At 66.8% G+C, this 25,121-nt stretch carries 24 protein-coding genes; 8 read left to right on the plus strand and 16 right to left on the minus strand.

The features are described from left to right. Positions 1-195 precede the first annotated feature (195 nt). Complete coding sequence (gene secD, locus CBM2588_RS14575) at positions 196-2,067, plus strand: protein translocase subunit SecD (protein WP_115681093.1); 1,872 nt, start codon at positions 196-198, stop codon at positions 2,065-2,067. A gap of 41 nt (positions 2,068-2,108) precedes the next feature. Continuing rightward, entirely contained in the window at positions 2,109-3,080 is a 972-nt protein-coding gene (gene secF / locus CBM2588_RS14580) for a protein translocase subunit SecF (RefSeq protein ID WP_115681094.1), read from the plus strand. A gap of 67 nt (positions 3,081-3,147) precedes the next feature. Here the strand turns inward: secF and CBM2588_RS14585 are convergent, their stop codons facing one another. The 8 genes from CBM2588_RS14585 to purB form a co-directional block, all read right to left on the minus strand. Further along, positions 3,148-4,155, minus strand: coding sequence for a response regulator (locus CBM2588_RS14585; RefSeq protein WP_115681095.1), 1,008 nt, complete (start codon positions 4,153-4,155; stop codon positions 3,148-3,150). After that, positions 4,152-5,291, minus strand: coding sequence for a hybrid sensor histidine kinase/response regulator (locus CBM2588_RS14590; protein WP_115681096.1), 1,140 nt, complete (start codon positions 5,289-5,291; stop codon positions 4,152-4,154). The genes CBM2588_RS14585 and CBM2588_RS14590 overlap by 4 nt, the downstream gene beginning before the upstream one ends. 5 nt (positions 5,292-5,296) lie before the next feature. After that, positions 5,297-6,628, minus strand: a complete 1,332-nt coding sequence (locus tag CBM2588_RS14595) for a sensor histidine kinase (protein WP_115681097.1) — start codon at positions 6,626-6,628, stop codon at positions 5,297-5,299. Positions 6,629-6,650: 22 nt separating this feature from the next. Beyond that, positions 6,651-8,042, minus strand: coding sequence for a class I SAM-dependent methyltransferase (locus CBM2588_RS14600; RefSeq protein WP_115681098.1), 1,392 nt, complete (start codon positions 8,040-8,042; stop codon positions 6,651-6,653). Between the two features lie 352 nt (positions 8,043-8,394). Further along, positions 8,395-8,985: a YceI family protein gene (locus CBM2588_RS14605; protein WP_111519193.1), complete on the minus strand. Its 591-nt coding sequence runs from the start codon at positions 8,983-8,985 to the stop codon at positions 8,395-8,397. Between the two features lie 75 nt (positions 8,986-9,060). After that, positions 9,061-9,642, minus strand: a complete 582-nt coding sequence (locus CBM2588_RS14610) for a YceI family protein (RefSeq protein ID WP_115681099.1) — start codon at positions 9,640-9,642, stop codon at positions 9,061-9,063. Positions 9,643-9,708: 66 nt separating this feature from the next. After that, complete coding sequence (locus CBM2588_RS14615; RefSeq protein WP_062801694.1) at positions 9,709-10,263, minus strand: cytochrome b; 555 nt, start codon at positions 10,261-10,263, stop codon at positions 9,709-9,711. A 282-nt stretch (positions 10,264-10,545) separates the two neighbouring features. Then, positions 10,546-11,922 (minus strand): adenylosuccinate lyase, encoded by a 1,377-nt coding sequence (purB, locus tag CBM2588_RS14620; protein WP_018007913.1) that lies wholly within the window; start codon positions 11,920-11,922, stop codon positions 10,546-10,548. A gap of 343 nt (positions 11,923-12,265) precedes the next feature. On the opposite strand from purB, the gene CBM2588_RS14625 reads away from it, so the two are divergent. Further along, entirely contained in the window at positions 12,266-12,880 is a 615-nt protein-coding gene (locus CBM2588_RS14625; RefSeq protein ID WP_115681100.1) for a glutathione S-transferase C-terminal domain-containing protein, read from the plus strand. 60 nt (positions 12,881-12,940) lie between these two features. On the opposite strand, the gene mnmA is transcribed toward CBM2588_RS14625, so the two are convergent. After that, entirely contained in the window at positions 12,941-14,026 is a 1,086-nt protein-coding gene (mnmA, locus tag CBM2588_RS14630; protein WP_115681101.1) for a tRNA 2-thiouridine(34) synthase MnmA, read from the minus strand. Continuing rightward, positions 14,023-14,514 carry an NUDIX hydrolase gene (locus CBM2588_RS14635; protein ID WP_025583862.1) on the minus strand — a complete coding sequence of 164 codons (492 nt, stop codon included), beginning with the start codon at positions 14,512-14,514 and terminating at the stop codon, positions 14,023-14,025. Before CBM2588_RS14635 ends, mnmA begins: the two co-directional genes overlap by 4 nt. A 247-nt stretch (positions 14,515-14,761) precedes the next feature. On the opposite strand from CBM2588_RS14635, the gene CBM2588_RS14640 reads away from it, so the two are divergent. The 5 genes from CBM2588_RS14640 (at position 14,762) to CBM2588_RS14660 (ending at position 19,561) form a co-directional block, all read left to right on the plus strand. Continuing rightward, on the plus strand, positions 14,762-15,883 hold the full coding sequence (locus tag CBM2588_RS14640; protein ID WP_115681102.1) for a Re/Si-specific NAD(P)(+) transhydrogenase subunit alpha: 1,122 nt from the start codon (positions 14,762-14,764) through the stop codon (positions 15,881-15,883). 57 nt (positions 15,884-15,940) lie between these two features. Then, the gene (gene panD, locus CBM2588_RS14645; RefSeq protein WP_012353832.1) at positions 15,941-16,303 is read left to right on the plus strand and encodes an aspartate 1-decarboxylase; all 363 of its coding nucleotides are present in this window, start codon (positions 15,941-15,943) and stop codon (positions 16,301-16,303) included. Between the two features lie 150 nt (positions 16,304-16,453). Further along, on the plus strand, positions 16,454-16,795 hold the full coding sequence (locus tag CBM2588_RS14650; protein WP_012353833.1) for an NAD(P) transhydrogenase subunit alpha: 342 nt from the start codon (positions 16,454-16,456) through the stop codon (positions 16,793-16,795). Further along, positions 16,795-18,270, plus strand: coding sequence for an NAD(P)(+) transhydrogenase (Re/Si-specific) subunit beta (locus CBM2588_RS14655; RefSeq protein ID WP_115678432.1), 1,476 nt, complete (start codon positions 16,795-16,797; stop codon positions 18,268-18,270). Before CBM2588_RS14650 ends, CBM2588_RS14655 begins: the two co-directional genes overlap by 1 nt. 244 nt (positions 18,271-18,514) lie before the next feature. Beyond that, positions 18,515-19,561, plus strand: a complete 1,047-nt coding sequence (locus CBM2588_RS14660; RefSeq protein ID WP_018006347.1) for a response regulator — start codon at positions 18,515-18,517, stop codon at positions 19,559-19,561. Positions 19,562-19,588: 27 nt separating this feature from the next. Here the strand turns inward: CBM2588_RS14660 and CBM2588_RS14665 are convergent, their stop codons facing one another. The 6 genes from CBM2588_RS14665 to CBM2588_RS14690 all read right to left on the minus strand — a co-directional run bounded on the left by CBM2588_RS14665 (position 19,589) and on the right by CBM2588_RS14690 (position 25,107). Beyond that, positions 19,589-20,842 carry a THUMP domain-containing class I SAM-dependent RNA methyltransferase gene (locus CBM2588_RS14665; protein ID WP_115681103.1) on the minus strand — a complete coding sequence of 418 codons (1,254 nt, stop codon included), beginning with the start codon at positions 20,840-20,842 and terminating at the stop codon, positions 19,589-19,591. Positions 20,843-20,905: 63 nt separating this feature from the next. Beyond that, the gene (locus CBM2588_RS14670; RefSeq protein ID WP_115681104.1) at positions 20,906-21,511 is read right to left on the minus strand and encodes a 2-hydroxychromene-2-carboxylate isomerase; all 606 of its coding nucleotides are present in this window, start codon (positions 21,509-21,511) and stop codon (positions 20,906-20,908) included. A 65-nt stretch (positions 21,512-21,576) separates the two neighbouring features. Then, complete coding sequence (locus tag CBM2588_RS14675) at positions 21,577-21,999, minus strand: CopD family protein (protein ID WP_115681105.1); 423 nt, start codon at positions 21,997-21,999, stop codon at positions 21,577-21,579. A 52-nt stretch (positions 22,000-22,051) separates the two neighbouring features. After that, positions 22,052-23,332, minus strand: a complete 1,281-nt coding sequence (locus CBM2588_RS14680) for a glutamate-5-semialdehyde dehydrogenase (protein WP_115681106.1) — start codon at positions 23,330-23,332, stop codon at positions 22,052-22,054. A 182-nt stretch (positions 23,333-23,514) separates the two neighbouring features. Next, positions 23,515-24,573, minus strand: coding sequence for a DNA polymerase III subunit delta (gene holA / locus CBM2588_RS14685; protein WP_115681107.1), 1,059 nt, complete (start codon positions 24,571-24,573; stop codon positions 23,515-23,517). A gap of 18 nt (positions 24,574-24,591) precedes the next feature. Beyond that, positions 24,592-25,107, minus strand: coding sequence for an LPS-assembly lipoprotein LptE (locus CBM2588_RS14690; protein WP_115681108.1), 516 nt, complete (start codon positions 25,105-25,107; stop codon positions 24,592-24,594). Between the last annotated feature and the right edge of the window lie 14 nt (positions 25,108-25,121).

Consider the following 25,121-nt stretch of genomic DNA (forward strand, 5'->3'; position numbering starts at 1 on the left):
GCGCGACTCCCGCCTTTGTCTTTTCCGGCATGCCCGTTCGCGCATGCCCCGGCAGCCGCCTGATCCAGCCCGACGAAGCCCGCGCGGCTTCGCTCCGCGGCTGCCAGGCGGCTGTTTGCCAAACCGGTTCGGCGCCGCCGACGTGGCGCGCCACGCCTGCGCCGGCCCCGCCAACCGCTGAATGACTGGCCCGAGATGAATCGTTATCCGCTTTGGAAATACCTCGTGATCCTGGTGGCCCTGGCCATCGGCATCATCTACACCTTGCCGAACTTCTTCGGCGAGGCGCCTGCCGTGCAGGTGTCCTCGGGCAAGGCCACGGTCAAGGTCGACCTGTCGATGCAGAAGCAGGTCGAAGAAATCCTGGCGCAGAACCAGCTGCAGCCCGACGGCGTCTTCTTCGATATCTCCGGCCAGTCGGGCTCGGTCAAGGCGCGCTTCCGCACCACCGACGAGCAGCTCAAGGCCAAGGACGTGCTGTCGCGCACGCTGAACCCGGACGCGGCAGATCCCGCCTACGTGGTCGCGCTGAACCTGCTGTCGGGCTCGCCGCGCTGGCTGACCTCGCTGCACGCGCTGCCGATGTACCTGGGCCTGGACCTGCGCGGCGGCGTGCACTTCCTGCTGCAGGTCGACATGAAGGGCGCGGTCGACAAGAAGCTCGACAGCCTGGCCGGCGACGCGCGCACCCTGCTGCGCGACAAGAACATCCGCCACGGCGGCATCGACCGCGACGGCGAGCGCCTGACGGTGCGCTTCAACAACGCCGACGACGCCGGCCGCGCGCGCGCGCTGCTGGCCGACAACGTGCGCGAAGTGGCCTTCGCCATGGACGGCAACAACATCGTCGGCACCTTCACCGAGGCCGCCCGGCGCGCCGTGCAGGACGCCGCGGTCAAGCAGAACATCACCACGCTGCACAACCGCGTCAACGAACTCGGCGTGGCCGAGCCGGTGATCCAGCAGCAAGGCGCCGACCGCATCGTGGTGCAGCTGCCGGGCGTGCAGGACACCGCCAAGGCCAAGGACATCATCGGCCGCACCGCCACGCTGGAAGCGCGCCTGGTCGACAACGACGCGCCGCGCAGCCCGCGCCCGGGCGACCCGGTCCCGTTCGGCAGCGAGCTGTTCACGCAAGGCAACGGCGCGCCGGTGGTGCTGAAGAAGCAGGTCATCTTCACCGGCGACCGCATCGAAAGCGCCTCGGCCGGCTTCGACCAGAACCAGCAGCCTTCGGTCAACATCAAGCTCGACGCCCAGGGCGGCCGCGTGCTGCGCGATGTCTCGCGCGAGAACCTGAAGAAGCCGATGGCGATCGTGCTGTTCGAAAAGGGCAAGGGCGAAGTGCTGACGGTGGCGACGATCCAGTCCGAACTGGGCTCGAGCTTCCAGATCACGGGCTCCTACTCCACCGAAGCCGCCAACGACCTGGCCCTGCTGCTGCGCGCCGGCTCGCTGGCCGCGCCGATGGAGATCATCGAAGAGCGCACCATCGGCCCGTCGCTGGGTGCCGACAACATCGAGAAGGGCTTCGACTCCGTTGCCTATGGCTTTGCCGCCATCGGCGTGTTCATGATCCTGTACTACATGCTGTTCGGCGTGTTCTCGGTGGTGGCGCTGGGCGTGAACCTGCTGCTGCTGATCGCGGTGCTGTCGATGCTGCAGGCCACGCTGACGCTGCCGGGCATCGCCGCCATCGCGCTGGTGCTGGGCATGGCCATCGACGCCAACGTGCTGATCAACGAGCGCATCCGCGAGGAACTGCGCGCCGGCGCGTCGCCGCAGATGGCGATCGCGGTCGGTTTCGACCGCGCCTGGGCCACCATCCTGGACTCCAACGTGACCACGCTGATCGCCGGCCTGGCGCTGCTGGCGTTCGGTTCGGGCCCGGTGCGCGGCTTTGCCGTGGTGCACTGCCTGGGCATCCTGACCTCGATGTTCTCGGCGGTGTTCTTCAACCGCGGCCTGGTCAACCTCTGGTACGGCCGCAAGAAGAAGCTGCAGAGCGTGGCCATCGGCCAGATCTGGAAGCCCGGCAATACCACCGACACGCCGGTCGCCAAGTAAGCGGCCCGCGGCACAACACGTAGTACAGAACAGGATTCAACATGGAATTCTTCCGCATCCGGCGCGACATTCCGTTCATGAAGCACGCGTTGATCTTCAACGTGATCTCCTTCCTGACGTTTGCCGCGGCCGTATTCTTCCTCTGGCAAAAGGGCCTGCACCTGTCGATCGAATTCACCGGCGGCACGGTGATGGAGGTCAGCTACCAGCAGGCGGCCGACCTGGAAAAGATCCGCGGCCAGGTGGGCAAGCTTGGCTATACCGACGTGCAGGTGCAGAACTTCGGCACCTCGCGCGACGTGATGATCCGCCTGCCGCTGCAAAAGGGCCCGGACGGCAAGCCCGCGACGTCCGCCCAGCAGAGCGAGCAGGTGATGGCCGCGCTCACCGCGGCGTCGCCTGACGTCAAGCTGCAGCGCGTCGAGTTCGTCGGCCCGCAGGTGGGCAAGGAACTGGCCACCGACGGCCTGCTGGCGCTGCTGTGCGTGGTGGCCGGCATCGTGATCTACCTGTCGTTCCGCTTCGAGTGGAAGTTCGCGGTGGCGGGCATCATCGCCAACCTGCACGACATCGTCATCATCCTGGGCTTCTTCGCCTTCTTCCAGTGGGAGTTCTCGCTGTCGGTGCTGGCGGCGATCCTGGCCGTGCTGGGCTACTCGGTGAACGAATCGGTGGTGATCTTCGACCGGATCCGCGAAGCCTTCCGCAAGTACCGCAAGATGACCACCCACGAGGTCATCGACCACGCCATCACCAGCACCATGTCGCGCACCATCATCACCCACGGCTCGACCGAAATGATGGTGCTGTCGATGTTCTTCTTCGGCGGCCCGACCCTGCACTACTTCGCGCTGGCGCTGACGGTGGGCATCCTGTTCGGCATCTACTCGTCGGTGTTCGTCGCCGCGGCACTGGCGATGTGGCTGGGCGTGAAGCGCGAGGACCTGGTCAAGGGCGAGAAGAAGGGCGAGTCGACCGACCGCAACGACCCCAACTACGGCGCGCAGGCCTGAGCCCTGCCCCGGAAAAAAAGAACGGCGCCCCGCGGGGCGCCGTTTTTCATGGCCTGGCCAGCAACATTCAGGCCGGCATCGAGAAGCGCTCGATCCATGCGGCCAGGCGGTCGGAAGCGAAGCCCTCGCTGCGCGGGGCGGCCCGGCAGACGATGGTGTCGCCGTCGCGAACGAACTTCAGCGCGCCGCCCGCTTCTTCCAGCCACAGCAGGCTGGCCAGCCAGGCGGCATGCTGGGCCGACACCGTCGTGCCCACGGGCTGAGCCAGGAACTCGGCCAGCGCGGCCGGCTGGGTCCAGACCACCGTATCGCCGTCGCGGCGCACCACCTCGCTGCCGAGCGCGTCGGCAACCACGGCGGCGGCATCGGCAGCGCCCCGGCCCGCATTGGCGCTGCGCAGCCCGGCCAGGCGTGTGCCCACGGCATGGCCGAAGCTACCGCTGCGCTCGGCTTCGGCGCGAACCAGGTCGGCATAGTCCATGCGCTGCCAGTCCGGCTCGGCGTTGCGGGCCCCCGCCAGGTCGACCGCCGCCAGGTAAGTCTCCACCGGCTGGAAATGGCCCGGGCCAATCAGGCTCGCGCACAGCGCGTGCAGCATGCCGATGCGGGTTGCCACGGTCTGGGTCTGCAGCACCGCCAGCTTCTCGCGCACCAGCTGGTCCCGTTCCTTGCGCAGGCCGGACATTTCCAGCGCCTGCTTGAGTTCCATGCGCAGCGCGGTGATATCCCACGGCTTCTTGATATAGCGGTGGATCTGCCCCTGGTTCACCGCCTCGACGGTCTGGTCGAGTTCCGAGTACGCGGTGGTCAGGATGCGCACGATATGCGGGTAGCGCTCGCGTGCATAGCGCAGCAGTTCGTTGCCGTACTCGCCCGGCATGCGCTGGTCCGAGACCAGCACGGCCAGGCTGTCGGCGTGAGCGTCCAGCAGCGTCTTGCCCTCCTCCACCGAACCGCCAGTCACCACCGGCGCCAGCGCGCCGATGGCCCGCTGGAAATATTTGACGGCGGTCGCCTCGTCATCGACGAACAGAATCGCCGGGGGTGGTGCCTGGGTGGCAATCGGTTCGCTCATCGGTCACTCCTAATCATTCGATTCCTGAAATTTGGAAAGTCCAGCGTCACTGTGGTCCCGGCACCGGGAGCGGAGGCGATCCGGATGCCGCCGCCGAAGGACTGCATGACGCGGTTGCAGAAAATCATGCCGAGGCCACTGCCGCCAGCGCTGGCGTGGGTAGTGACCGGATCGACCAGCAGCCGCCCCATCACCTCTGGCGGGATGCCGGGGCCGTTGTCGCAGATGCGGATTTCCTGGTTGGGCTGGGTTGTCACCACGAAGCGCAGGGACGGCTGGTCCACGCCCGCGAGCGCGCGCAGCGCGTTGCTCATCACCGACGACAGCACCAGCGCGACGCAGTTGGGCAGCGTCTGCACGGGGAAATCGCCCTGCATGTCGACGTCGACCCACTGGCGCTGCCCGCCGGTGAACGGATACGTATCCAGCAGCGACGCCACCAGCGCGCCCGCACTGACCTCGGTGCCGGCGTCGGCCGCCGGCGTCTTGCTGACTCCCGCGCTGTTACGCACCGACTCCAGGAACGAAGACAGCACCGCCAGGCAATACTGCGCGTTGTCGTGCATGGCGCCCGCAGCCTGCCCGATCTCGCCTTGCCGCTGCTCGCTGTAGTCGGCCTGGACGCGGCTTTCGATGCCGCGCGCGAAGTTGGCAATGGCGGCCAGCGGCGTGTTCAGTTCATGCGCCAGGAAGGCCAGGGTTTCGTCGATCGCCATCAGGCGATGCTGGCGCAACGCGCGCTCCAGGTGGCGCTCGCCGGCCAGGTGCAGCACCTGGCGCACGTCGCCGACACTCAGGGGCTTTTCCAGGATGCGGAAGACTTCGCCGCTGTTGACCGTTTGCAACAGCATGTCCTTGTCGGCGTAGGCCGTCACCAAAATGCGCACGATCTGCGGATAGGCCTGGGCGACCTCGCGCAGCAGGTCGCCCCCGTCGCGGCCGGGCATGCGGAAATCGGTGACCAGGATCGCGATCCGCCCGCCCTCGGCGCGCAGCGTCGCCATCGCCTCGTCGGCGCCGGCGGCAAGCAGGACCTCATACTCGCTGCCGACCGCGCGCGCAAAGTACTTGCGCGCCATGTCTTCGTCGTCGACATAAAGGACGACATTGGGCCGGGCTTGCTGGAGTTCGCTCATGCGACTTACTCCGCGCGAGGCAGGTCGAAGCTGAACGCAGCCCACTGGCCGAGCTCGCTTTCGGCAAACAGCTGGCCGCCGTGGCGCTCGATCACGGCATAGCTGATCGACAGCCCCAGGCCCAGGCCCTGCCCGACTTCACGGGTGGTGAAGAACGGCTCGAACACCCGTGCCAGGTGCTCCGGCGCGATGCCGGGCCCGTTGTCGCGCACGGTCACGTGCAACCGGCCTTCGGCCCAGCGCACGGTGGTATGGATCGCGGGCTCGGTCGTGCCGGCCTTGCGCATGGCCAGCGCCGCGTTGGAGAACAGGTTGATCAGCACGCCGATGATGGCGGCCTCGTCGCCCAGCACCAGCGTATCCGCAGGCAACTCGCGCGTAACCTTGACGCCGCGCAACTCATGCGCGGTCAGGCGGATCGAGGAATCCAGCGCCTTTTCGAACATGAACGGCGTGCCTTCCACCTCCGCGCCCGGCTTGCGGTAGGCGAAGGTCTTCAGGTCGGAGACGATATGCTGGATGCGCTGCATCCCCTGCTTGGCATCCACCAGGCATTCGGTCACCGACTCGCTTTCCTTGGCCTGGGGCTCTTCCATCGCCACCTCGATCGCCATCAGGCAGAAGTTCACCGGATTGTTGACCTCATGCAACAGACCCGCGGCCAGGGTACCGATCGCAGCCATTTTTTCCTGCTGCAGCATCTGGCCCTTGATGTCGACCAGCTTGCGGTTGATGACCTCGAGCTCGGCGTTCTTCTCGGCCACCTCCGCCTTCAGGCGGAACAGCATAAAGCGCGCGCGCTCGTTGAAATAGGTGTAGACCGCGCTGGCGGCGGCGGCAAACAACAGGAACAGCGAATTGACGATAAAGGTACCGAGCGGCTCGATGCCGCCGGGGTGAAACAGGCAGGCGAGCACATACAGCAGGTAGGAAAGCACGCCGAACACCAGGTTCTGCCACAGCCCGAACGGCAGCGCGATGCCTGATGCGAAGATGGCCAGGTTGAGCCCGACGTAGTACGGCGAATGCACCCCTTCGGTCTGCGAGATCATCCAGGCGATCATGATCTGCGGCAACAGCAGCCAGGTCAGCGTCAGCCAGGGCGCGAAGCGGCGGCCCGCGGCGCTGTACAGGACCACCACGACCCCGGCGATCAGCATCGACACCACCACGCGTGCCACCGCGAAGGGAAACTGCTGCTGCGGATACTGTCCGTAGTCGAGCCCGACGCCGAGCAGGACCAGCACGATCGCGGTATAGGCGCCGCCGCGGCTGAAGGCCAGACGGAAGTCGACCAGTTCGGACTGGTAGCCGGCGTAGAGTTGGTTGGTGCTCATGGCGTGACCCGCGAGGACAGCCTCAGTCAATGGTGGCTTCCGCGAATACGTTGACCCCGGTGCTGTCGACGTAGACGCGGTGCGAATGCGAGTGTTCGGGCAGCAGTTGCGCCATGCCCGCATCGTCGCGATAGATCAGGTACCACTCGAGCAGGTGCTCCATGCCGAATTTCTCCGGATTGTCGGCATGGACGTTGGTCACCAGGATCTGGCCGCCGGGGCGCGAGCGCGAGGCAAAGTACGACAGCAGCCGCGCGCAGACCTTGTCCGAAAGGTAGTCGAACAGGCCGGCGCAATAGACCGCGTCGAACTCGCGCGCGGCGGCATCGTCCGGGGAGATGCGCCGCTTGAGCAGTTCGTGCACCGACTGGTGCACCATCTCGACGGAAAACTTGTTGCCGGCGCTTTGGGCCGAGCGCTCGATCGAATTGCGCGTGTATTCCAGCGTTTCTTCGCTGAAATCAACCAGCTGGAACGACAGCAGCTCCGGGTTCGGGTATTCGCGCACGAAGCGCTGGATTTCGAAGGCCGGGCCGCAACCGACATTGAGCACGCGGAACGGCCGGCCGGCGGCGCGCGCGCGTTCGGCCTGGCGCGTGAGGAAATCGATCAGCAGGTCGATGCGATTGCGGTGCGCGGTCGCCACCGCCGCCTTCAGGAAGGCGGTGTTGACGATCTGGAAGTAGGTGGTCGGGCCTTGCTGCGGATCGCCCAGGATCTGGTTCACCATTTCGTAGTCGCCGGCATAACCGAGCGGCTTGGTGAAGGTGCGGTAGACGAACGGCGCGCGCAGCAGCAAGGGATGCAGCGCCGACTGCGCGTAGGTGCGGTGCACCGGGGCGATTTCGGCGTCCACGCGCTGGGCTTCGCCCTCGAGCCAGTCCAGGTAGGTCTTGGTCTTGGCCATGATCGGCGTGGCCAGCTCGTAGAAGACGTCCTGGCGCAGCTTGCCTTCGGTCTTGGGCAGCGACTCGGTCAGGTCGACCTGCTCGACCCAGCGCGACACTTCAGACAGGAAGGCGCGCATCTCGTTGACCACGATCTGGTAGTCGCGCCGGATGTTGAAACGCGTGTCCCAATCCTGCACGAACAGCTCGGCTTCGCGCGCGACCGACTTGGGCTCGTTGTTGAGATCGGACAACTCGCGCCACTCGTCGATCAGCGTCAGCGACACCACCGCGGTCAGGCCGGTGTTCACCAGGCTCATCACCACGGCCTTGCCGAGATAGGCATTCTTGGCGCCCATGCGGACGCTGAGCTCGCTCAGCACCTCGCTGACCTGCACGATCGAATACGGGTTGTAGATTTCCATCACCAGAGATTTCCTCTGGAGATTGATGATCGTGCCCCGCACCTGCTCGCCCTGCGAGTTGCGGAAACTAACTACCGGATCGATTTGCGTTTTGGAGTACACGGTATAGCGCCAGGGAAAACCGGGAAACGCTGCGGGCCATACAGCCAGGGCAGAACGGCCGGGTACAGCATGAGGGGCGAGGGGGTCGCGGGAACGGCTACCGGTATCGGGACATGCAGCGAATGCTCATAGTGATGCGCTCTGGCCAGTTGCGGGCATGGCTGCCCCCCGCCGTGGCAGGAGTCGCAATACCCCGGATCATGGTGGATTGCCGCGGGCCATTGTACTGTGCCCGTCGCAACTCGCACAACAAAGTGCCCTGGCGGCCCCCCCGCATGGTGCAATACAACAAAAAAAGGCCGGCATGAGCCGGCCTTGACTACGGTCTCGCCCGCCGCAGCGGGCCGCGCGCTCAGTCGGCGCGCACGCCTTCCACCTGGATGGCGAGCTTGACTTCGGGCTTGAAGCCCATCTTGACGCCATAGTCCAGGCCGAAATCGGCCCGGTTGAACTGGCCCACGGCGTCGGCGCCGCAGGCTTCGCGCTTGAGCATCGGGTGCTGGATGCACTTGAATTCGCGGATTTCCAGCTTGACCGGCTTGGATACGCCGCGCAGCGTCAGCACGCCGTCGACCTCGGTCGGCACGTCGCCCTTGAACTTGGAGAACTTGCCCTTGTAGGTGGCCTCGGGGAAGGCTTGCACGTCGAACATGTCAGGGCCCTTGGCGTGCTGGTTCAGCTTGGCATTGCCGAAATCGATCGAAGCCGGGTCGATGTTGACCTCGACCGAGCCCGCCTTGGCGGCGCGGTCCAGCGTCACCACGCCGCTGGACTTGTCGAACTTGCCGCGCCAGGTCGACAGGCCGCCCAGGTGGTCGGCCTCGAAGCTGGGATAGGTATGGGTCGGATCGAGGTTGTACGTCACGGTATTGGCCGAAGCCACGCCGAAGGCGGCGGTTGCGGAAACGGCCGCGACGGCGGCAACGAGGGAACGCAGTTTCATGGTGTCTCCCGACAAATCAGGGTTGGGATGGAGCGGTTCAGGTAAGTCCTGGGGTACGTCAGCGGAATGCCGGCCTTACTTCTTGGCCAGCACGATACGGAATTTGATCTGGACGTCGTCGGCGACCACGGAGGTGTCCTTCCATTCGCCGTCGCCGATATTGAACGCGGTGCGCTTGATCGGCAGCGCGCCCTCGAACACCTGCGCGCCGCCCTCCTGGCGGTAGGTGGCGGGCACCACCACGTCCACGGTCTTGCCCTTGATGGTCAGCTTGCCGGCCACGTCGTACTTGCCCGGCGTGCCGTTCTTGATGCTGGTCGACTGGAACACCGCCTTGGGGTACTTGGCGGCGTCGAACCAGTCCTTGCCCTTCACTTCCTTGGTGGTCTCGGCATCGCCGATCTCGAAGCTGGCCACGTCGATCTCGATCTTGGCCGTCGATGTCGCCAGCTTGGCGGGGTCGAAGCTGACGTTGGCGTCGAACTTCTTGAACTTGCCTTCCATCGGCACGCCGATCTGGCGCGCCACCGCGGTCACCGAACTCTTGGCGGCGTCGACCTGGGCCCAGGCCAGGTTGGCGGCGATGCCGGTGGCGGCCAGCACGGCAACCAGGGTGGCACGGAGAGGGGCCGAGCCGCGGCGGGAATTGCGTTTCATCTGGGAAAACTCCTGTCAGGGACGGCGCAGCCGCGCCGCGGAACGAAAATGGTTGGCGCGCGAGGTTCAGCGCAGGAACGGCAGCATCCGGCCCAGCGTGCCGTCGCGGTCGACAAACTGGTGCTTCACCGCCGCCGCCGCATGGACAACGACCACCGCGGCCATCAGGTAGTTCAGCCAGATATGGGTGAACTTCAGCACTTCCTTCAGCGCATCGCTTTTCTCGATCAGCGCCGGCATCTTCCACAGGCCCAGGTAGACCACCGGCACGCCCGCGGCCGAGCTGTACAGGTAGCCGCTGATCGGCACGATCACGATCAGCAGGTACAGCAGATGATGGGCCCCGGCCGCCGCCCTGGCCTGCCACGCCGGGGTGCCGGGCGCGACCGGCGGCGCGGCGTGGGTGGCGCGCCACAGCACGCGCAGCACGGCGATGGCGAAGATCGTCACGCCCAGCCACTTGTGCCAGGAGTACAGCTTGAGCTTGGTCGGCGTCAGCCCGGGAATGCCGGTCATGTACAGGCCCAGCCCGAATGCGGCGAATATGGCCAGCGCCACCAGCCAGTGCAGGGCAATCGCGGTGGCACCGTAGCCGGCGGGGGCAGTGGCGGTAGAACGCATCGGATTCCTCTCGCCCGCGGCACGGGCGTTTCACAATTTTGGGGAAGGCAACGGCCGGATCCACCCGCCCGTGCGCTGACGATTCTCGCATTATTGCGGTCGGATGTGCGCCGGTGCAGGACAGTCCTTCATTAAGTTATTCAAATGCTTTGAAGCGACATTCTGGCGCACGCGTCACAACGACGCACCAGGAGTCAGTGGAGCATGCCGAAAAAACAAAAAAGCCATCCCGCGGGGATGGCTTTCCTTTCCGGCGCCGGCTGGCGGCGGGTGAAAGTGGCGTCAGATGCGCTCGGCGAGCGTCACGGCCTTGCCGATATAGCTGGCGGGCGTCATCTCCAGCAGCAGCTTCTTGGCGTCGTCGGGGATCGCCAGGCCGTTGATGAAGGTCTGCAGCGCTTCGCGCGAGATGCCCTTGCCGCGGGTCAGCTCCTTGAGCTGCTCGTACGGGTTGGGCACGCCAAAGCGGCGCATCACGGTCTGCACCGGCTCGGCCAGCACTTCCCAGCAGTTGTCGAGGTCTTCGTCCAGGCGCTCGGGGTTGGTCTCGAGCTTGCCCAGGCCGCGCAGGCAGGCCTCGTAGGCCAGCAGGCTGTAGCCGAAGGCCACGCCGATATTGCGCAGCACGGTCGAGTCGGTCAGGTCGCGCTGCCAGCGCGACACCGGCAGCTTCTCGGACAGGTGGCGCAGCACCGCGTTGGCCAGGCCGAGGTTGCCCTCCGAGTTCTCGAAATCGATCGGGTTGACCTTGTGCGGCATGGTCGACGAGCCGATCTCGCCGGCCTTGGTCTTCTGCTTGAAGTAGCCCAGCGAGATATAGCCCCAGACGTCGCGGTTCAGGTCGAGCAGGATGGTGTTGGCGCGGGCGATCGCGTCGAACAGCTCGGCCATGTAGTCATGCGGCTCGATCTGGATCGTGTACGGGTTGAAGGTCAGGCCCAGGCGGGTTTCGATGACCTGCTTCGAGAACGCCTCCCAGTCGAACGTGGGGTAGGCCGACAGGTGGGCGTTGTAGTTGCCCACGGCGCCATTCATCTTGCCCAGCAGCTCGACCTGCTCGATGCGCTGGATCGCGCGCGCCAGGCGCGCGGCGACGTTGGCCATTTCCTTGCCGAGCGTGGTCGGGCTGGCCGGCTGGCCATGCGTGCGCGACAGCATCGGCTGGGCGGCATTGAGCCTGGCCAGCTCGACCAGGCGTGCGTGCACGCGCTTCAGCGCCGGCACCACCACGCCCTCGCGCGCGCCCTTGAGCATCATGCCGTGCGAGGTGTTGTTGATGTCTTCGGAGGTGCAGGCGAAGTGGATGAACTCGCTGGCGGCTTCCAGTTCGGCGTTGCCCTTGACCTGCTCCTTGAGCCAGTACTCGACCGCCTTCACGTCATGATTGGTGACCGCCTCGATTTCCTTGATGCGGGCGGCATCGGCCTCGCTGAACTTGTCGACCAGCGCCAGCAGCGCGGCCTCGGACGCGGCCGAGAACTTCGGCATGTCGGGCAGGCCGGCCTGCGCCAGCGCGATCAGCCAGTGCACCTCGACCTTGACGCGGTTGCGCATGAAGGCCGCCTCGGACAGCCATTCGCGCAGCGCATCGGCCTTGGCGGCGTAACGGCCATCGATCGGGGACAGGGCGGTGAGCGGCGAAAGCGAGGAGGAGGTCATGCTGGAAACCGGGAAAGGGAGGAAATAAAGAAGAAGGCGGCGAACAAGTGGCGCCACGGGGGCTGGCGGGCACGGGCGGGCGATGCGCCCGTCACGCCGCATCGGCGGGCGGCCGGCGCTGCGCAACGCGCGATTTTACCACCCCTGCCCCCGCTCCGGGCGGCGCCAAAGCGCGACCGCGGGGCATCGGTGCGCGAACCCGCATTCGCCATGCGCCGCGGGTATACTCGCGCACGCCGTTCCAGTAGCCTGTTATGAAGTGCATCGGGCAAGCCATCGCTGCCTCCCCGCCGCCGCTGCCGCCGAGCGACGATGCACTTCATAACAAGCTCAAGGGGAGAACATGAAGCTGTATGCATCCCGGACCAGCCCGTACGCGCGCAAGGTGCGCGTGGTGATGGCGGAGAAGAAGATCGAGTGCCAGCTGATCGAAGAGGACGTCTGGTCGCCTGAAACCCGGATCGGGCAGTACAACCCGCTGGGCAAGGTGCCGTGCCTGGTGATGGAAGATGGCGGCGCGATCTTCGACTCGCGCGTGATCGTAGAGTATGTCGACACGCTGACGCCGGTCAGCCGGCTGATCCCGCAGGGCGGGCGCGAGCGCCTGGAAGTGCGCTGCTGGGAAGCGCTGGCCGACGGCCTGCTCGACGCCGCGCTGCTGGTGCGCCTGGAGGCCACCCAGCGCGAGCCGCACGAGCGCAGCGAGCGCTGGGTGCAGCGCCAGCGCGGCAAGATCGACGCGGCACTGGTGGCCATGGCGCACGGCCTGGCCGACCGCCCCTTCTGCACCGGCACGCATTACTCGCTGGCCGACGTGGCGGTGGGCTGCGCGCTGTCCTACCTGGACTTCCGCTTCCCGGACATTGCCTGGCGCGAACGCCATCCGAACCTGGCGGCGCTGGAAGAAAAGCTGTCGAAGCGCCAGTCGTTCATCGATACCGAGCCGCCGCGCGGCTGATGGCCTGTCTCGTGACGAAAACACCCGCCCGGCGCGGGTGTTTTTGTCTGTGGCGCCGGCTTACTGGATGATCCCGCCGCCCAGGCAGATATCCCCGTCATACAGCACCGCCGACTGGCCGGGCGTGACCGCCCATTGCGGCTCGGCAAACGCCAGCGTCAGCGCATCGGCGTCGACCGCCTGCACCGCGCAGGCGGCATCGCTCTGGCGATAGCGGGTCTTGGCCGCCATCGCCGCGCCCGCGGCGGGCGGCTCGCCGGCCACCCAGGACAGGTCCGACGCGGTCAGCACCGGCGTCAGCAGCCACGGATGGTCGTGGCCCTGCACCACATAAAGCGTGTTGTTGGCCATGTCCTTGCGCGCGACATACCAGGCGTCGCCGTTGCCGTCGCGGCTGCCGCCCAGGCCGATGCCCTTGCGCTGGCCCAGCGTGTAGAAGGCCAGGCCGATATGCTCGCCGACCACCTTGCCCTCGGGCGTCTTCATCGGCCCCGGTTTGGTGGGCAGGTAGCGGTTCAGGAAGTCGCGGAACGGGCGTTCGCCGATAAAGCAGATGCCGGTCGAATCCTTCTTCTTCGCATTGGGCAGGCCGATTTCGGCGGCGATCTCGCGCACGCGCGTTTTCGGGATCTCGCCCAGCGGGAACAGCGTGCGCGACAGCTGCGCCTGGTTCAGCCGGTGCAGGAAGTAGCTCTGGTCCTTGGTATGGTCGAGCGCCTTGAGCAGCTCGAAGCGGCCGGCCGGGTTCTGGCGCACGCGCGCATAGTGGCCGGTGGCGATGGTTTCCGCGCCCAGCGACATGGCATGGTCCAGGAACGCCTTGAACTTGATCTCGGCATTGCACAGCACATCCGGATTGGGCGTGCGGCCGGCCGAGTATTCGCGCAGGAAGTCGGCGAAGACGCGGTCCTTGTATTCGGCGGCAAAGTTGACCGCCTCCACGTCGACGCCGATCAGGTCGGCCACCGAGACCACATCGAGCCAGTCCTGGCGCGTGGAGCAGTATTCGCTGTCATCATCGTCTTCCCAGTTCTTCATGAACAGGCCGATGACCTCGTAGCCCTGCTGCTTGAGCAGCCACGCCGTGACCGACGAATCGACCCCGCCGGACATCCCCACCACGACACGCTTGGCGGCACCGCTCACGACTGCGCCCCCGCTTGCAGCACTGACGGGTGCGTGTACAGGGCGTCCAGCGCAAAGCGCTTGCCGGCCAGGTAGTCGTCCACGCACGCCATCACCAGCGGCGAACGATGGCGCTCCGGGCACGCGCGCAGTTCGTCGGCACCCATCCAGACGGTGCGCACGATGCCGGTGTCGAGCTGGCGACCGGCGTCGAGCGACCCCAGGTCGCCGGTAAAGGCGAAGCGCACGTAGGTCACGTCGCCGCCGGTGCGCGACGACAGCGAACGCCCCATGTAGCAGCCCAGCAGCGCGCGCGGCTCGAAGGTGTGGGCGGTTTCTTCCAGGGTTTCGCGGATCACGGCGCGGATCAGGCTTTCGCCCGGATCCAGGTGCCCTGCGGGCTGGTTCAGGCGCAGCCCGTCGGCGGTTTCCTCTTCCACCAGCAGGAACCGGCCGCCGCGCTCGATCACGGCGGCAACGGTCACGCTGGCATTCCAGTCACTTGACATGATGCTCAATTTTTAGGCAATCCCGCATTCTACCGGTTGCGGGCCCATCGTGCAGCGCCGCGGGAGCCACCGGCGCCCCACGTTCCAGGGCCCGGCAAAAGCCGACCGGCCGGTCACCATTGCAAGTCAGATTCCTGTAAGCTGCGGAAAAATTGTGCGCTGCGGCTTGACTGGATCCGGCAGCGCGCACGGGCCAGACGTCGGTCCGTCCAACCAGACAAGACGCCAGCTAAAGGAGAAATTGACGATGTACATCGGCATCCCGCAGGAGACGCGGGCCGGCGAGACTCGCGTCGCCGCCACCCCGGAGACCGTCAAGAAATACGTCGCCCAGGGCCACAAGGTGGTGGTGCAGGCCGGTGCCGGCCTGAACGCCAGCCAGCCCGACAGCGCGTATGAGGCGGTCGGCGCCACCATCGGCAGCGCCGCCGACGCGCTCGGCGCACAGATGGTGCTCAAGGTGCGCGCACCCGATGCCGCCGAACTGGCGCAGATGAAGCCCGGCGCGGTGCTGGTGGGCATGCTCAATCCCTTCGATGCCGAGAACAACGCGCGCATGTCCGCCGCGAACATCACCGCCTTCGCGCTCGAGGCCGCGCCGCGCACCACGCGCGCGCAGAGCATGGACGTGCTGTCGTCGCAGGCCAATATCGCCGGCTACAAGGCCGTGCTGGTGGCCGCGCACCACTACCAGCGCTTCATGCCGATGCTGATGACCGCCGCCGGCACCGTCAAGGCCGCGCGCGTGCTGATCCTGGGCGCGGGCGTCGCTGGCCTGCAGGCGATTGCCACCGCCAAGCGCCTGGGCGCGGTGATCGAAGCCTCGGACGTGCGCCCCGCGGTCAAGGAGCAGATCGAATCGCTCGGCGGCAAGTTCCTCGACGTGCCGTTCCTGACCGACGAAGAGCGCGAGATCGCGCAGGGCGTGGGCGGCTATGCGCGCCCGATGCCGCCGGACTGGATGAAGCGCCAGGCCGAGCTGGTGCACCAGCGCGCCATCCAGGCCGACATCGTCATCACCACCGCGCTGATCCCGGGCCGCAAGGCGCCGGTGCTGCTGCAGGAAGCGACGGTGCAGCAGATGAAGCCGGGCTCGGTGGTGGTCGACCTGGCCGCCGCGCAGGGTGGCAACTGCCCGCTGACGGTGGCCGACCAGGTGGTCAACCACAACGGCGTGATCCTGATCGGACATACCAACCTGGCCAGCATGGTCGCGGCCGACGCCTCGGCGCTCTATGCCCGCAACGTGCTGGACTTCCTCAAGCTGGTCGTCGACAAGGACGGCCAGTTCACGCTCAACCTCGAAGACGACATCGTCGCCGCCTGCCTGATGTGCAGGGACGGCCAGGTCGTGCGCGAGGCGGCGTAACTCCAACGGGCGCAGCGCGCCCACTGCTTTCGCTTCAGATATAAGGACGTATCACCCATGCAACGCATCATGCTCCGCGCCAAGCTCCACCGCGTCACCGTGACGCAGGCGGACCTCAACTACGAGGGTTCGTGCGGCATCGACCAGGACCTGCTGGACGCTGCCGACATGAAGGAGTTCGAGAAGATCGAGCTGTACAACGTCAACAACGGCGAGCGCTTCTCCACCTACATCATCAAGGGCGAGCGCGGCAGCGGCGAGATCTCGCTGAACGGCGCCGCCGCGCGCCGCGCGCACCTGGGCGACCAGCTGATCATCTGCACCTATGCGCCGATGACGGACGAGGAAATCGCCACGTACAAGCCCAAGGTCATCCTGGTGAACGAGAAGAACGGCATCAAGGAAATCAAGAAGGTCTGACGCCTTGCGCCCCTCTCCCGCCAGCGGGAGAGGGAGCACGCGATAGGCCGTTTTGAGCCAATGGCCGTTGGCGTGTCCCACCGTAATACTGCAAAGAACAATCACAGCAACACGCAGCATCCCGGTTTCAAAGCAACGGAGGAGAAGTCGATGGAGATGGTGAACCACACGGTGATCAACCTGATCATCTTCGTGCTGGCGATCTACGTGGGTTACCACGTGGTCTGGACGGTCACGCCGGCCCTGCATACGCCCCTGATGGCGGTAACCAACGCGATCTCGGCCATCATCATCGTCGGCGCCATGCTCGCCGCGGGCCTGACCGAAGGCGGCGTCGGGCGCGTGATGGGCACGCTGGCGGTGGCATTGGCGGCGGTCAACGTGTTCGGCGGCTTCCTGGTGACCCAGCGCATGCTGGAGATGTTCAAGAAGAAGGAACCGAAGGCGAAGGCGCCCGAGGGCAAGCCGGCACTGGCCAAGGAGGGCGCGTGATGGCGGGCCTTGTCAGCATGAACCTCGTCACCCTGCTCTACCTGGTGGCCTCGGTGTGCTTTATCCAGGCGCTCAAGGGGCTGTCGCATCCGGCCTCGGCGCGCAAGGGCAATGCCTTCGGCATGATCGGCATGGCCATCGCGGTGGTGACCACGCTGGTGCTGATCATCAAGCTGAAGAACGAATTCCTCGCCGCGGGCACGGCCCAGTCGTCGGTGGGCACCGGCCTGGCGCTGATCTTCGCGGCGCTGGTGGTCGGCGGCGGCATCGGCGCCTACGTCGCGCGCAAGGTGCAGATGACCAAGATGCCCGAGCTGGTCGCGGCGATGCACTCGCTGATCGGTCTCGCGGCGGTGTTCATCGCCGTGGCGGCGGTGGCCGAGCCGGCGGCGTTCGGCATCAGCCCGGCCGGCTCGCACCTGATCCCGCTGGGCAACCGCATCGAGCTCTTTATCGGCTGCTTCGTCGGCGCGATCACGTTCTCGGGCTCGGTGATCGCCTTCGGCAAGCTGGCCGGGCGCTACAAGTTCCGCCTGTTCCAGGGCGCACCGGTGGTGTTCGCCGGCCAGCACATGCTGAACCTGGCGCTGGCGGTGGCCATGGTGGGCTTCGGCATCGCCTTCTTCATGACGCAGGAATGGCTGCCGTTCCTGGTGATGCTGGCGATCGCCTTCGTGCTGGGCGTGCTGATCATCATCCCGATCGGCGGCGCCGACATGCCGGTGGTGGTGTCGATGCTGAACTCGTACTCGGGCTGGGCCGCGGCGGGCATCGGCTTCTCGCTGAACAACCCGATGCTGATCATCGCCGGCTCGCTGGTGGGATCAAGCGGTGCCATCCTCTCGTACATCATGTGCAAGGCGATGAACCGCTCGTTCTTCAACGTGATCCTGGGCGGCTTCGGCGGCGATGCCGGCGCTGGCGCGGCCGCCGGCGCGCAGGCGCAGCGCAACGTCAAGTCGGGCTCGGCGGACGACGCCGCCTTCCTGATGGGCAACGCCGAGACCGTGATCATCGTGCCCGGCTACGGCCTGGCGGTGGCGCGGGCCCAGCATGCGCTGAAGGAACTGACCGAGAAGCTGTCCGAGAAGGGCGTGACCGTCAAGTACGCGATCCACCCTGTGGCGGGCCGCATGCCGGGCCACATGAACGTGCTGCTGGCCGAGGCCGAGGTGCCGTACGACCAGGTCTTCGAGATGGAAGACATCAACAGCGAGTTCGGCCAGGCCGACGTGGTGCTGGTGCTGGGCGCCAACGACGTGGTCAACCCGGCGGCCAAGACCGATCCCAAGTCGCCGATCGCCGGCATGCCGATCCTGGAGGCGTACAAGGCCAAGACCATCATCGTCAACAAGCGCTCGATGGCCGCCGGCTATGCCGGCCTGGACAACGAGCTGTTCTATATGGACAAGACCATGATGGTGTTCGGCGACGCCAAGAAGGTGGTCGAGGACATGTTCAAGGCGGTCGACTAAGGTCGCACAGCCGGCCCGGCCCGCGCCCCGGGGGCGTGGGCTTTCGTGGTTCCGGCGCGGTTCACCGCCCTGGCCCGCCGGCCCTGCTGGAACAAGGGCCGCGCCCCGTCCCTCCCCCGCCGCAGGCGGCCCCGGCCGCAAGGCGTGCCTTGCAAGGCAGCCACGGCGCGCTATACTGGCCTGCGAATACGCACGCTGGCTTGCCACTTGCGCCACGCCTGTGCCAACCCCTGCCCGCCGCTCCATGACCTTCAATCCGCACGACAGGAATCTGTCGGTCTTCCATCACCCGGTCCTGACTGTCCTTGTGGATGACAGCAAGTCCTTCATCGACAGCCTGGCGTTCCAGATGGATGCCGCGCGCGGGGTGATCACCTTCACCGATCCGCGCGAAGCGCTGCAGTGGATCCGCGAAGCCTACGCCACCCGCTTCCCGGGCTTCCTGCCGGTGCGCGTGACCCACGACGACCTGACCTTCCTGACCGAGCGCCGCACGGTCCAGCTCGACATCGACCGCATCTACCGCCAGATCCACGACGTCAACCGCTTCCTGCAGCCCGGCGTGGTGGTGGTCGACTATTCGATGCCGCAGATGGACGGCCTGGAATTCTGCCAGGCGCTGCAGGACCTGCCGTGCAAGACCATCCTGCTGACCGGCACCGCCGATGAAAGCATCGCCGTGCAGGGCTTCAACCACGGGCTGATCGACCGCTATGTGAAAAAGCACGACAGCAATATGGTGGAGCGGCTGGATCAGGAAATCGAAGCCATGCAGCAGGCTTACTTCGCCACGCTGTCGCGCACGCTGCGCGAGCTGCTGACGCGGCATTCGTTCTCGTTCCTGTCCGATCCGGCCATGACCGAGCGCGTGCGCCAGCTGACCGCGCGCTACGGCTTTGTCGAGTACTACCTGTATCCCAATCCCGCCGGCATCCTGCTGCTGACCGCGCAGGGCCACGCCACCCTGATGGTGATCGAGACCCGCGCCGGGCTGATGACGCAGGTGGAGTCGGCCGAGGCCTACGATGCCCCCGCCGCGCTGATCGAAGGCCTGCGCGAAGGCCGGCTGGTGCCCTTCTTCTGGCCCGGCAACGGCATGTACACGCCGGCCTGCGTCGACTGGGAACAATACTGCCTGCCGGCCGAGCGCTGCGAAGGCAGGGAAGAATTCTTCTACGCGCTGTTCGACCTGCCGCGCCACCTGCTGCAGGAGCCGGTGGTCAGCCTGCAGAGCTTCCTGGCGGACTTCAGCCGCAACCCGGACGCGCTGACGGGGCGCAAGCGCCCCTGACGCCACAGCACCGGTGCGCAGCCGGGGTCAGTCCGCCTGCTGCGCCCGGTTGGCGCCGCGCACCATGTCGAAACGGAACAGCCGGCACTCGATATTGCCGTTGTAGAGCGGCGTGCGGCGCGATTCCTTCAGCCGCAGCCGGCGCGGGAAGCCCAGGTCACCGGTGAACACCCACGCCTGCCAGCCCGCGAAATGCTGCTTCAGGGTGGTGGCAAAGGCGCTGGCGAACTGGTTGGCGGCGGCCTCTTCCACCTCGTCGCGCGGCTGTTCGTCTTCCGGCGCGCGGCGCTGCCCGCGCACCGCAATGCGCTCGCCGTACGGCGGATTCATCAGCAGCAGGCCCGGCTCGTCATAAGGCGGCTGCACGAAGCGGGCGTCGACCTGCTTGGTGCGCGCCTCGCCCGGCAGGCCGGCGCGTTCCCAGTTGGCGCGCGTGATCGCCAGCATGTCGGTGGAGATGTCCGAACCCACCACCTGCAGCTCATCGGCCGAGGCCAGCATGCGCGCGCGCTGCGCGTCCGACTTCAGCTTCTGCCACGCCTTGGTATCCATGCCCTTGAGCCATTCGAAGGCAAAGCTGCGGCTGCCGCCGGGCGCGATGCCCAGCGCCACCTGCGCGGCCTCGACCAGGAAGGTGCCGCTGCCGCACATCGGATCGTAGAAGGGCCGGAAGGTCTGGCCCGGCACCCAGCCCGCCAGGCGCAGGATGCCGGCCGCCAGGTTTTCCTTCAGCGGGGCCTCGCCCTTCTCGGTGCGCCAGCCGCGCTTGAACAGCGGCTCGCCGCTAGTGTCGAGATACAGCGTGCAGTCGCGCTCGGTCAGGTGGGCGTAGATGCGCACATCCGGGCTGACGGTGTCGACGCTGGGGCGGGCCCCCAGCCGCTCGCGCATGGCATCGCAGACGCCGTCCTTGACCCGCAGCGCGGTGAAATTGAGGCTGCGCAGCGGCGACTTGTGCGACGTAATGTCCACGCGCAGCGACTCGTCGGGCGAGAACCACTGCTCCCAGCGCACCCCGCGCGCCAGCGTGTAGATGTCGTCCTCGTGCCGGTAGCCGCGCGCGGCCACGCGCATCAGCACCCGGCTGGCAATGCGCGAATGCAGGTTGACCGCATAGGCGGCGGCCATCTCGCCCGAGAAGTTGACGCCACCCGGCACTTCCTGGTGCACCGAAAACGGCGCCAGTGCGGCCATGCCCGGCATCGCGGCGATCTCGCGCAGCTCTTCGGCGAGCGCGCTCTCCAGGCCGCGCGGGCAAGGGGCAAAGAAGGCTTGGGTCATGAGAGGGATTCCTGCAAACAAAAACGTCCGCCGTGGCGGACGGGGAAGTATCGGTAGCTTAGGTCAGGCCGCAGCCAGTGCGCGGTCGAGAAAGTCGAGGCGGTCCTGGCCCCAGAACGGCTCGCCGTCGAACACATACCACGGCGCGCCGAAAACGCCGGCAGAGATCGCCTCCTGCGTGTTCTGCGCATAGGCGGCCTGCACCGACTGGGCCTCGCTGGCCTTGAGCAGGCCGGCGCCATCGAGGCCGGCCTCGTCGGCGATCTGCGCCAGCGTGGCGGCATCGGCGATATTGCGCTGCTGCGCCCACACCGCCGCGCCGATCGCGCCGGTCAGTGCCATCGCGCGCGCGGTGCCGTGCGCCAGCTGCGCGGCAATGATCAGCTTGCTGGCGGCGTCACCGGACACCGGGAAGAACGTCGGCTCGAGGTTCAGCGGGATGTTCAGGAACGCGCTCCAGCGCCTGAGCTCGACCAGCCGGTAAGCCTGCCGCTGCGGCGGGCGCTGCGCCAGCGGCAGCCCGCCGGAGACCGAGAACACTTTGCCGAGGTCGCACGGCTTCAGGTTCACCTGCACGCCGTGGCGCGCGGCGATATCGCTGAAACGGACATGGCCCATGTAGACATACGGCGATTGCGGCGTCAGGTAGTAGTCGACCAGCTTGCTCATGTTGGTATCCGCAACGGAATCAGGCTGCAATATAAAGGCGAAATAAACGCGAAACGCGGCCAGCCTCAGAACGGCTTGACCACGACCAGGATCACCACCGCCAGCAGCACCAGCACCGGCAGCTCATTGAACCAGCGATAGAACTTGTGCGAGCGCGCGTTGCGCCCCGCCTCGAACTTGCGCAGCAACACGCCGCAGCCGTGGTGGTAGCCGATCAGCACCAGCACCAGTGCCAGCTTGGCATGCATCCAGCCCTGCCCGGTGCCGCGGCCGATGCCGTAGCCCAGGTACAGCCACAACCCGAACACCACCGCCGGCACCGCCAGCATGGTCATGAATCGGAACAGCTTGCGCGCCATCAGCAGCAGGCGCTGCGTGCTGGCGGCGTCGGTCTCCATCGCCAGGTTGACGAAGATGCGCGGCAGGTAGAACAGGCCGGCGAACCACGAAACGACGAAGACGATATGCAGCGCTTTGACCCAGAGCATCGGCGGACAGACCTTGGCTTGCAGTGGTTATTGTTGTTGGCGGCCCGGCGCTTCAGGTCCGGATCTCGCCGTGCCCGAACACCACGTACTTGAGCGAGGTCAGCCCTTCCAGTCCAACCGGCCCGCGCGCATGCAGCTTGTCGTTGGAGATGCCGATCTCCGCGCCCAGGCCGTACTCGAAGCCATCGGCAAAACGGGTCGAGGCATTGATCATCACGCTCGCTGAATCGACCTCGCGGATAAAGCGCATGCCCGCCGAGTAGTTCTCGGTGATGATCGAATCGGTATGGTGCGAGCCGTATTCGTTGATATGGGCGACGGCCTCGTCCAGTCCGGCCACGGTCTTGATGGCGAGGATCGGGGCCAGGTATTCCAGGCGCCAGTCTTCCTCGGCGGCATCGACCAGGCCGGTAAAGCCGGCGGCTTCCAGCGTGGCGCGGGTGGCCGGGCACACGCGCAGCTCGACGCCCTTCTGCTGGTAGATGCGGCACAGCGGCGGCAGCGCGGCGGCGGCGATGTCCCGCGATACCAGCAGCGTCTCCATGGTGTTGCACGGCGCGTAGCGATGGGTCTTGGCGTTGTCGCAGACGCGCACCGCCTTGTCCAGGTCGGCCTCGGCGTCGATATAGACGTGGCAGATGCCGTCCAGGTGCTTGATCATCGGCACCCGCGCTTCTTCCATCAGCCGCGCGATCAGGCTCTTGCCGCCGCGCGGGACGATCACGTCGACGTATTCGGTCATGGTGATCAGCCGGCCGACCGCGGCGCGGTCGGTGGTCGCGATCACCTGCACCGCCTCGGACGGCAGGCCGGCCGCGGACAGGCCTTCGGCCACCAGCGCAGCCAGCGCGGTGTTGGATTCGATCGCCTCGGACCCGCCGCGCAGGATGGTGGCGTTGCCCGACTTCAGGCACAGCGCGGCGGCGTCGATGGTGACGTTGGGGCGTGACTCGTAGATGATGCCGATCACGCCCAGCGGCACGCGCATCTGGCCCACCTGGATGCCGGTCGGGCGGAACTTCATGTTCGAGATCTCGCCGATCGGGTCTGCCAGCGCGGCGATCTGCTCCAGGCCCGCGGCCATGGTGTCGATGGCCTTGTCCGACAGCGTCAGGCGGTCGACGAAGGCGGCGTCCTGGCCGTTGGCGCGGGCGCGCTCGACGTCGCGTGCGTTGACGGCCTTGAGCTTGTCGGCATCGCGGCGGATCGCCGCGGCGATGGTCAGCAGCGCACGGTTCTTGTCGGCGGTGGAGGCACGCGCCATCGCGCGCGACGCCGCGCGGGCCTGGCGGCCGACGCGGTCCATGTATTGGTTGAGGTCGAGCTCGGTCATGTCAGTGGCCCTGGGGATTGGCCGTCAGTGTGTGTTCCTCCCCTCTCCCGCGCGCGGGAGAGGGGTTGGGGGAGAGGGCCGGCGCATCCACGGACGTTGTCGCCCTCACCGCCGCCTGCCCTCTCCCCCGGCCCCTCTCCCGCAGGCGGGAGAGGGGAGCAAACCGTCAGGGATCCAACCCCTCAGCGCGCAATCATCAGCGCCAGCTGTTGCAGGCCGTCCCACGGCTCGGCCGGCAGCGGCGCGCTGCCTGGCGGCGGCAGGTCCTGCAGGCCCTTGACCTGGCGGTCGAGCCGCGCGGCCAGCGCCAGCGCCGCTTCCAGCCGGGGCTGCGCCAGGCGCTGCGCGGCCTGCGGCACCAGCCGCTCGCGCGGGCCCCAGACGCGCAGCTCGCGCATCAGCACGCCCGCCGGCTTGCCGGCCGCCAGACCTTGCCGGACCTTGGATAATACGCGAATTTCCTCGGTCAGCGCCCACAGCACCAGCACCGTGGCCTCGCCCTCGCCGCGCAGCCCTTCGAGCATCCGTACCAGCCGCGGCACGTCGCCCGAGAGCATCGATTCCGACAGCTTGAAGACATCGTAGCGGGCCACGTTCAGCACCGCGTCGTGGACCTGGTCGAATCTCAGTTCGCCGGGCGGGTACAGCAGCCCCAGCTTCTGGATTTCCTGGTGCGCAGCCAGCAGGTTGCCCTCGACCTTGTCGGCGATGAACTGCAGCGCGAGCCGGCCCGGCTCGCCGGCCTGCACGCGCTGCTGCTGCAGCGCGAGCCGCTCGCCGACCCACGCCGGCAAGCGGGTACGGTCCACGGTATCGACCTTGATCGACACGCCGGCGCCTTCCAGCGCCTGGAACCAGGCCGACTTGGACGCGGCAAAGTCCAGCCGCGGCAGCGTCACCAGCATCACCACGTCGGGCGACGCCTGCGCGGCCACGGCGCGCAGCGCCTCGCCGCCGTCCTTGCCGGGCTTGCCCGAGGGGATGCGCAGCTCGACGATCTTGCGGTCGCCGAACAGCGACATCGACTGCTGCGCCTCGACCAGCCGGCCCCAGTGGAAACCGCGCTCGGCCACCAGCACCTCGCGTTCGGAAAAGCCCGCTTCCCGCGCCGCGGCACGCAGGCGGTCGACCGCTTCCAGCACCAGCAGGTGCTCGTCGCCGTGCACCACGTACAGCGGCGCCAGCCCCTTGGCCTTGGCCTGGCGCAGGTGCGCGTCGAGCCCGTCGAGCTTGAGCTGCATGCCGTCAGCCGTGCCCGCTCAGATCGCCTTGACGGCGGCCAGCCGGCGCATCAGCTGCTGCACGATGTCGCGCTGCATGTCGCGGTACAGCTGCTGCTCTTCGTAGTCCTTGGCCAGCGTATTGGCTTCGTTGTAAGTCAGGTCGCGCGTCAGCACCAGTTGCGACGGCGCGATCAGTTCCTTGCCGGCGGGGTCGCGCAGGCGGAAGGTGAAGCGCTGGGTCAGGCGGTATTCGCGCACCACTCCCTCGGTCGTGATCGACAGGATGGTCTTGGTGCGGGTGTCTTGCAGCACGTCCAGCAGCGCGTCGGCCTCTTTCTGGTCGGCCACGACCTGGGTGTCCGAGCCGCCGCGGATGGCGCGGCGCAGGTCCGCGCCCATCAGCGAGTTGGGCGGGATGCCGATATACAGCCGCTTGAAGGCGAAGTCCGAGTTGCCGCGCAGATGGAAGCCGCAGCCGGCCAGCAGGCCGGTGGCCGGCACTGCCAGCAGTGCCGCGAGCAGCTTGCGGCGTCCCAGGTTCAGTCGCTTCATGGTTGGCGATTCCT

This window comes from Cupriavidus taiwanensis (assembly GCF_900250075.1).
In the GTDB taxonomy this organism is placed as follows: Bacteria; Pseudomonadota; Gammaproteobacteria; order Burkholderiales; family Burkholderiaceae; genus Cupriavidus; species Cupriavidus taiwanensis_C.

Excerpts from the sequence above, each read along its gene's own strand:
- CBM2588_RS14610 (WP_115681099.1), bottom strand. The coding sequence starts at position 9,642 with ATGAAACGCAATTCCCGCCGCGGCTCGGCCCCTCTCCGTGCCACCCTG.
- panD (WP_012353832.1), top strand. The coding sequence starts at position 15,941 with ATGCAACGCATCATGCTCCGCGCCAAGCTCCACCGCGTCACCGTGACG.
- CBM2588_RS14605 (WP_111519193.1), bottom strand. The coding sequence starts at position 8,985 with ATGAAACTGCGTTCCCTCGTTGCCGCCGTCGCGGCCGTTTCCGCAACC.
- CBM2588_RS14625 (WP_115681100.1), top strand. The coding sequence starts at position 12,266 with ATGAAGCTGTATGCATCCCGGACCAGCCCGTACGCGCGCAAGGTGCGC.
- CBM2588_RS14675 (WP_115681105.1), bottom strand. The coding sequence starts at position 21,999 with ATGCTCTGGGTCAAAGCGCTGCATATCGTCTTCGTCGTTTCGTGGTTC.
- holA (WP_115681107.1), bottom strand. The coding sequence starts at position 24,573 with ATGCAGCTCAAGCTCGACGGGCTCGACGCGCACCTGCGCCAGGCCAAG.
- CBM2588_RS14585 (WP_115681095.1), bottom strand. The coding sequence starts at position 4,155 with ATGAGCGAACCGATTGCCACCCAGGCACCACCCCCGGCGATTCTGTTC.
- CBM2588_RS14660 (WP_018006347.1), top strand. The coding sequence starts at position 18,515 with ATGACCTTCAATCCGCACGACAGGAATCTGTCGGTCTTCCATCACCCG.
- CBM2588_RS14615 (WP_062801694.1), bottom strand. The coding sequence starts at position 10,263 with ATGCGTTCTACCGCCACTGCCCCCGCCGGCTACGGTGCCACCGCGATT.
- CBM2588_RS14670 (WP_115681104.1), bottom strand. The coding sequence starts at position 21,511 with ATGAGCAAGCTGGTCGACTACTACCTGACGCCGCAATCGCCGTATGTC.
- CBM2588_RS14680 (WP_115681106.1), bottom strand. The coding sequence starts at position 23,332 with ATGACCGAGCTCGACCTCAACCAATACATGGACCGCGTCGGCCGCCAG.
- secF (WP_115681094.1), top strand. The coding sequence starts at position 2,109 with ATGGAATTCTTCCGCATCCGGCGCGACATTCCGTTCATGAAGCACGCG.
- purB (WP_018007913.1), bottom strand. The coding sequence starts at position 11,922 with ATGACCTCCTCCTCGCTTTCGCCGCTCACCGCCCTGTCCCCGATCGAT.
- CBM2588_RS14655 (WP_115678432.1), top strand. The coding sequence starts at position 16,795 with ATGGCGGGCCTTGTCAGCATGAACCTCGTCACCCTGCTCTACCTGGTG.
- CBM2588_RS14595 (WP_115681097.1), bottom strand. The coding sequence starts at position 6,628 with ATGAGCACCAACCAACTCTACGCCGGCTACCAGTCCGAACTGGTCGAC.
- CBM2588_RS14640 (WP_115681102.1), top strand. The coding sequence starts at position 14,762 with ATGTACATCGGCATCCCGCAGGAGACGCGGGCCGGCGAGACTCGCGTC.
- CBM2588_RS14650 (WP_012353833.1), top strand. The coding sequence starts at position 16,454 with ATGGAGATGGTGAACCACACGGTGATCAACCTGATCATCTTCGTGCTG.
- secD (WP_115681093.1), top strand. The coding sequence starts at position 196 with ATGAATCGTTATCCGCTTTGGAAATACCTCGTGATCCTGGTGGCCCTG.
- CBM2588_RS14690 (WP_115681108.1), bottom strand. The coding sequence starts at position 25,107 with ATGAAGCGACTGAACCTGGGACGCCGCAAGCTGCTCGCGGCACTGCTG.
- CBM2588_RS14635 (WP_025583862.1), bottom strand. The coding sequence starts at position 14,514 with ATGTCAAGTGACTGGAATGCCAGCGTGACCGTTGCCGCCGTGATCGAG.
- CBM2588_RS14665 (WP_115681103.1), bottom strand. The coding sequence starts at position 20,842 with ATGACCCAAGCCTTCTTTGCCCCTTGCCCGCGCGGCCTGGAGAGCGCG.
- CBM2588_RS14590 (WP_115681096.1), bottom strand. The coding sequence starts at position 5,291 with ATGAGCGAACTCCAGCAAGCCCGGCCCAATGTCGTCCTTTATGTCGAC.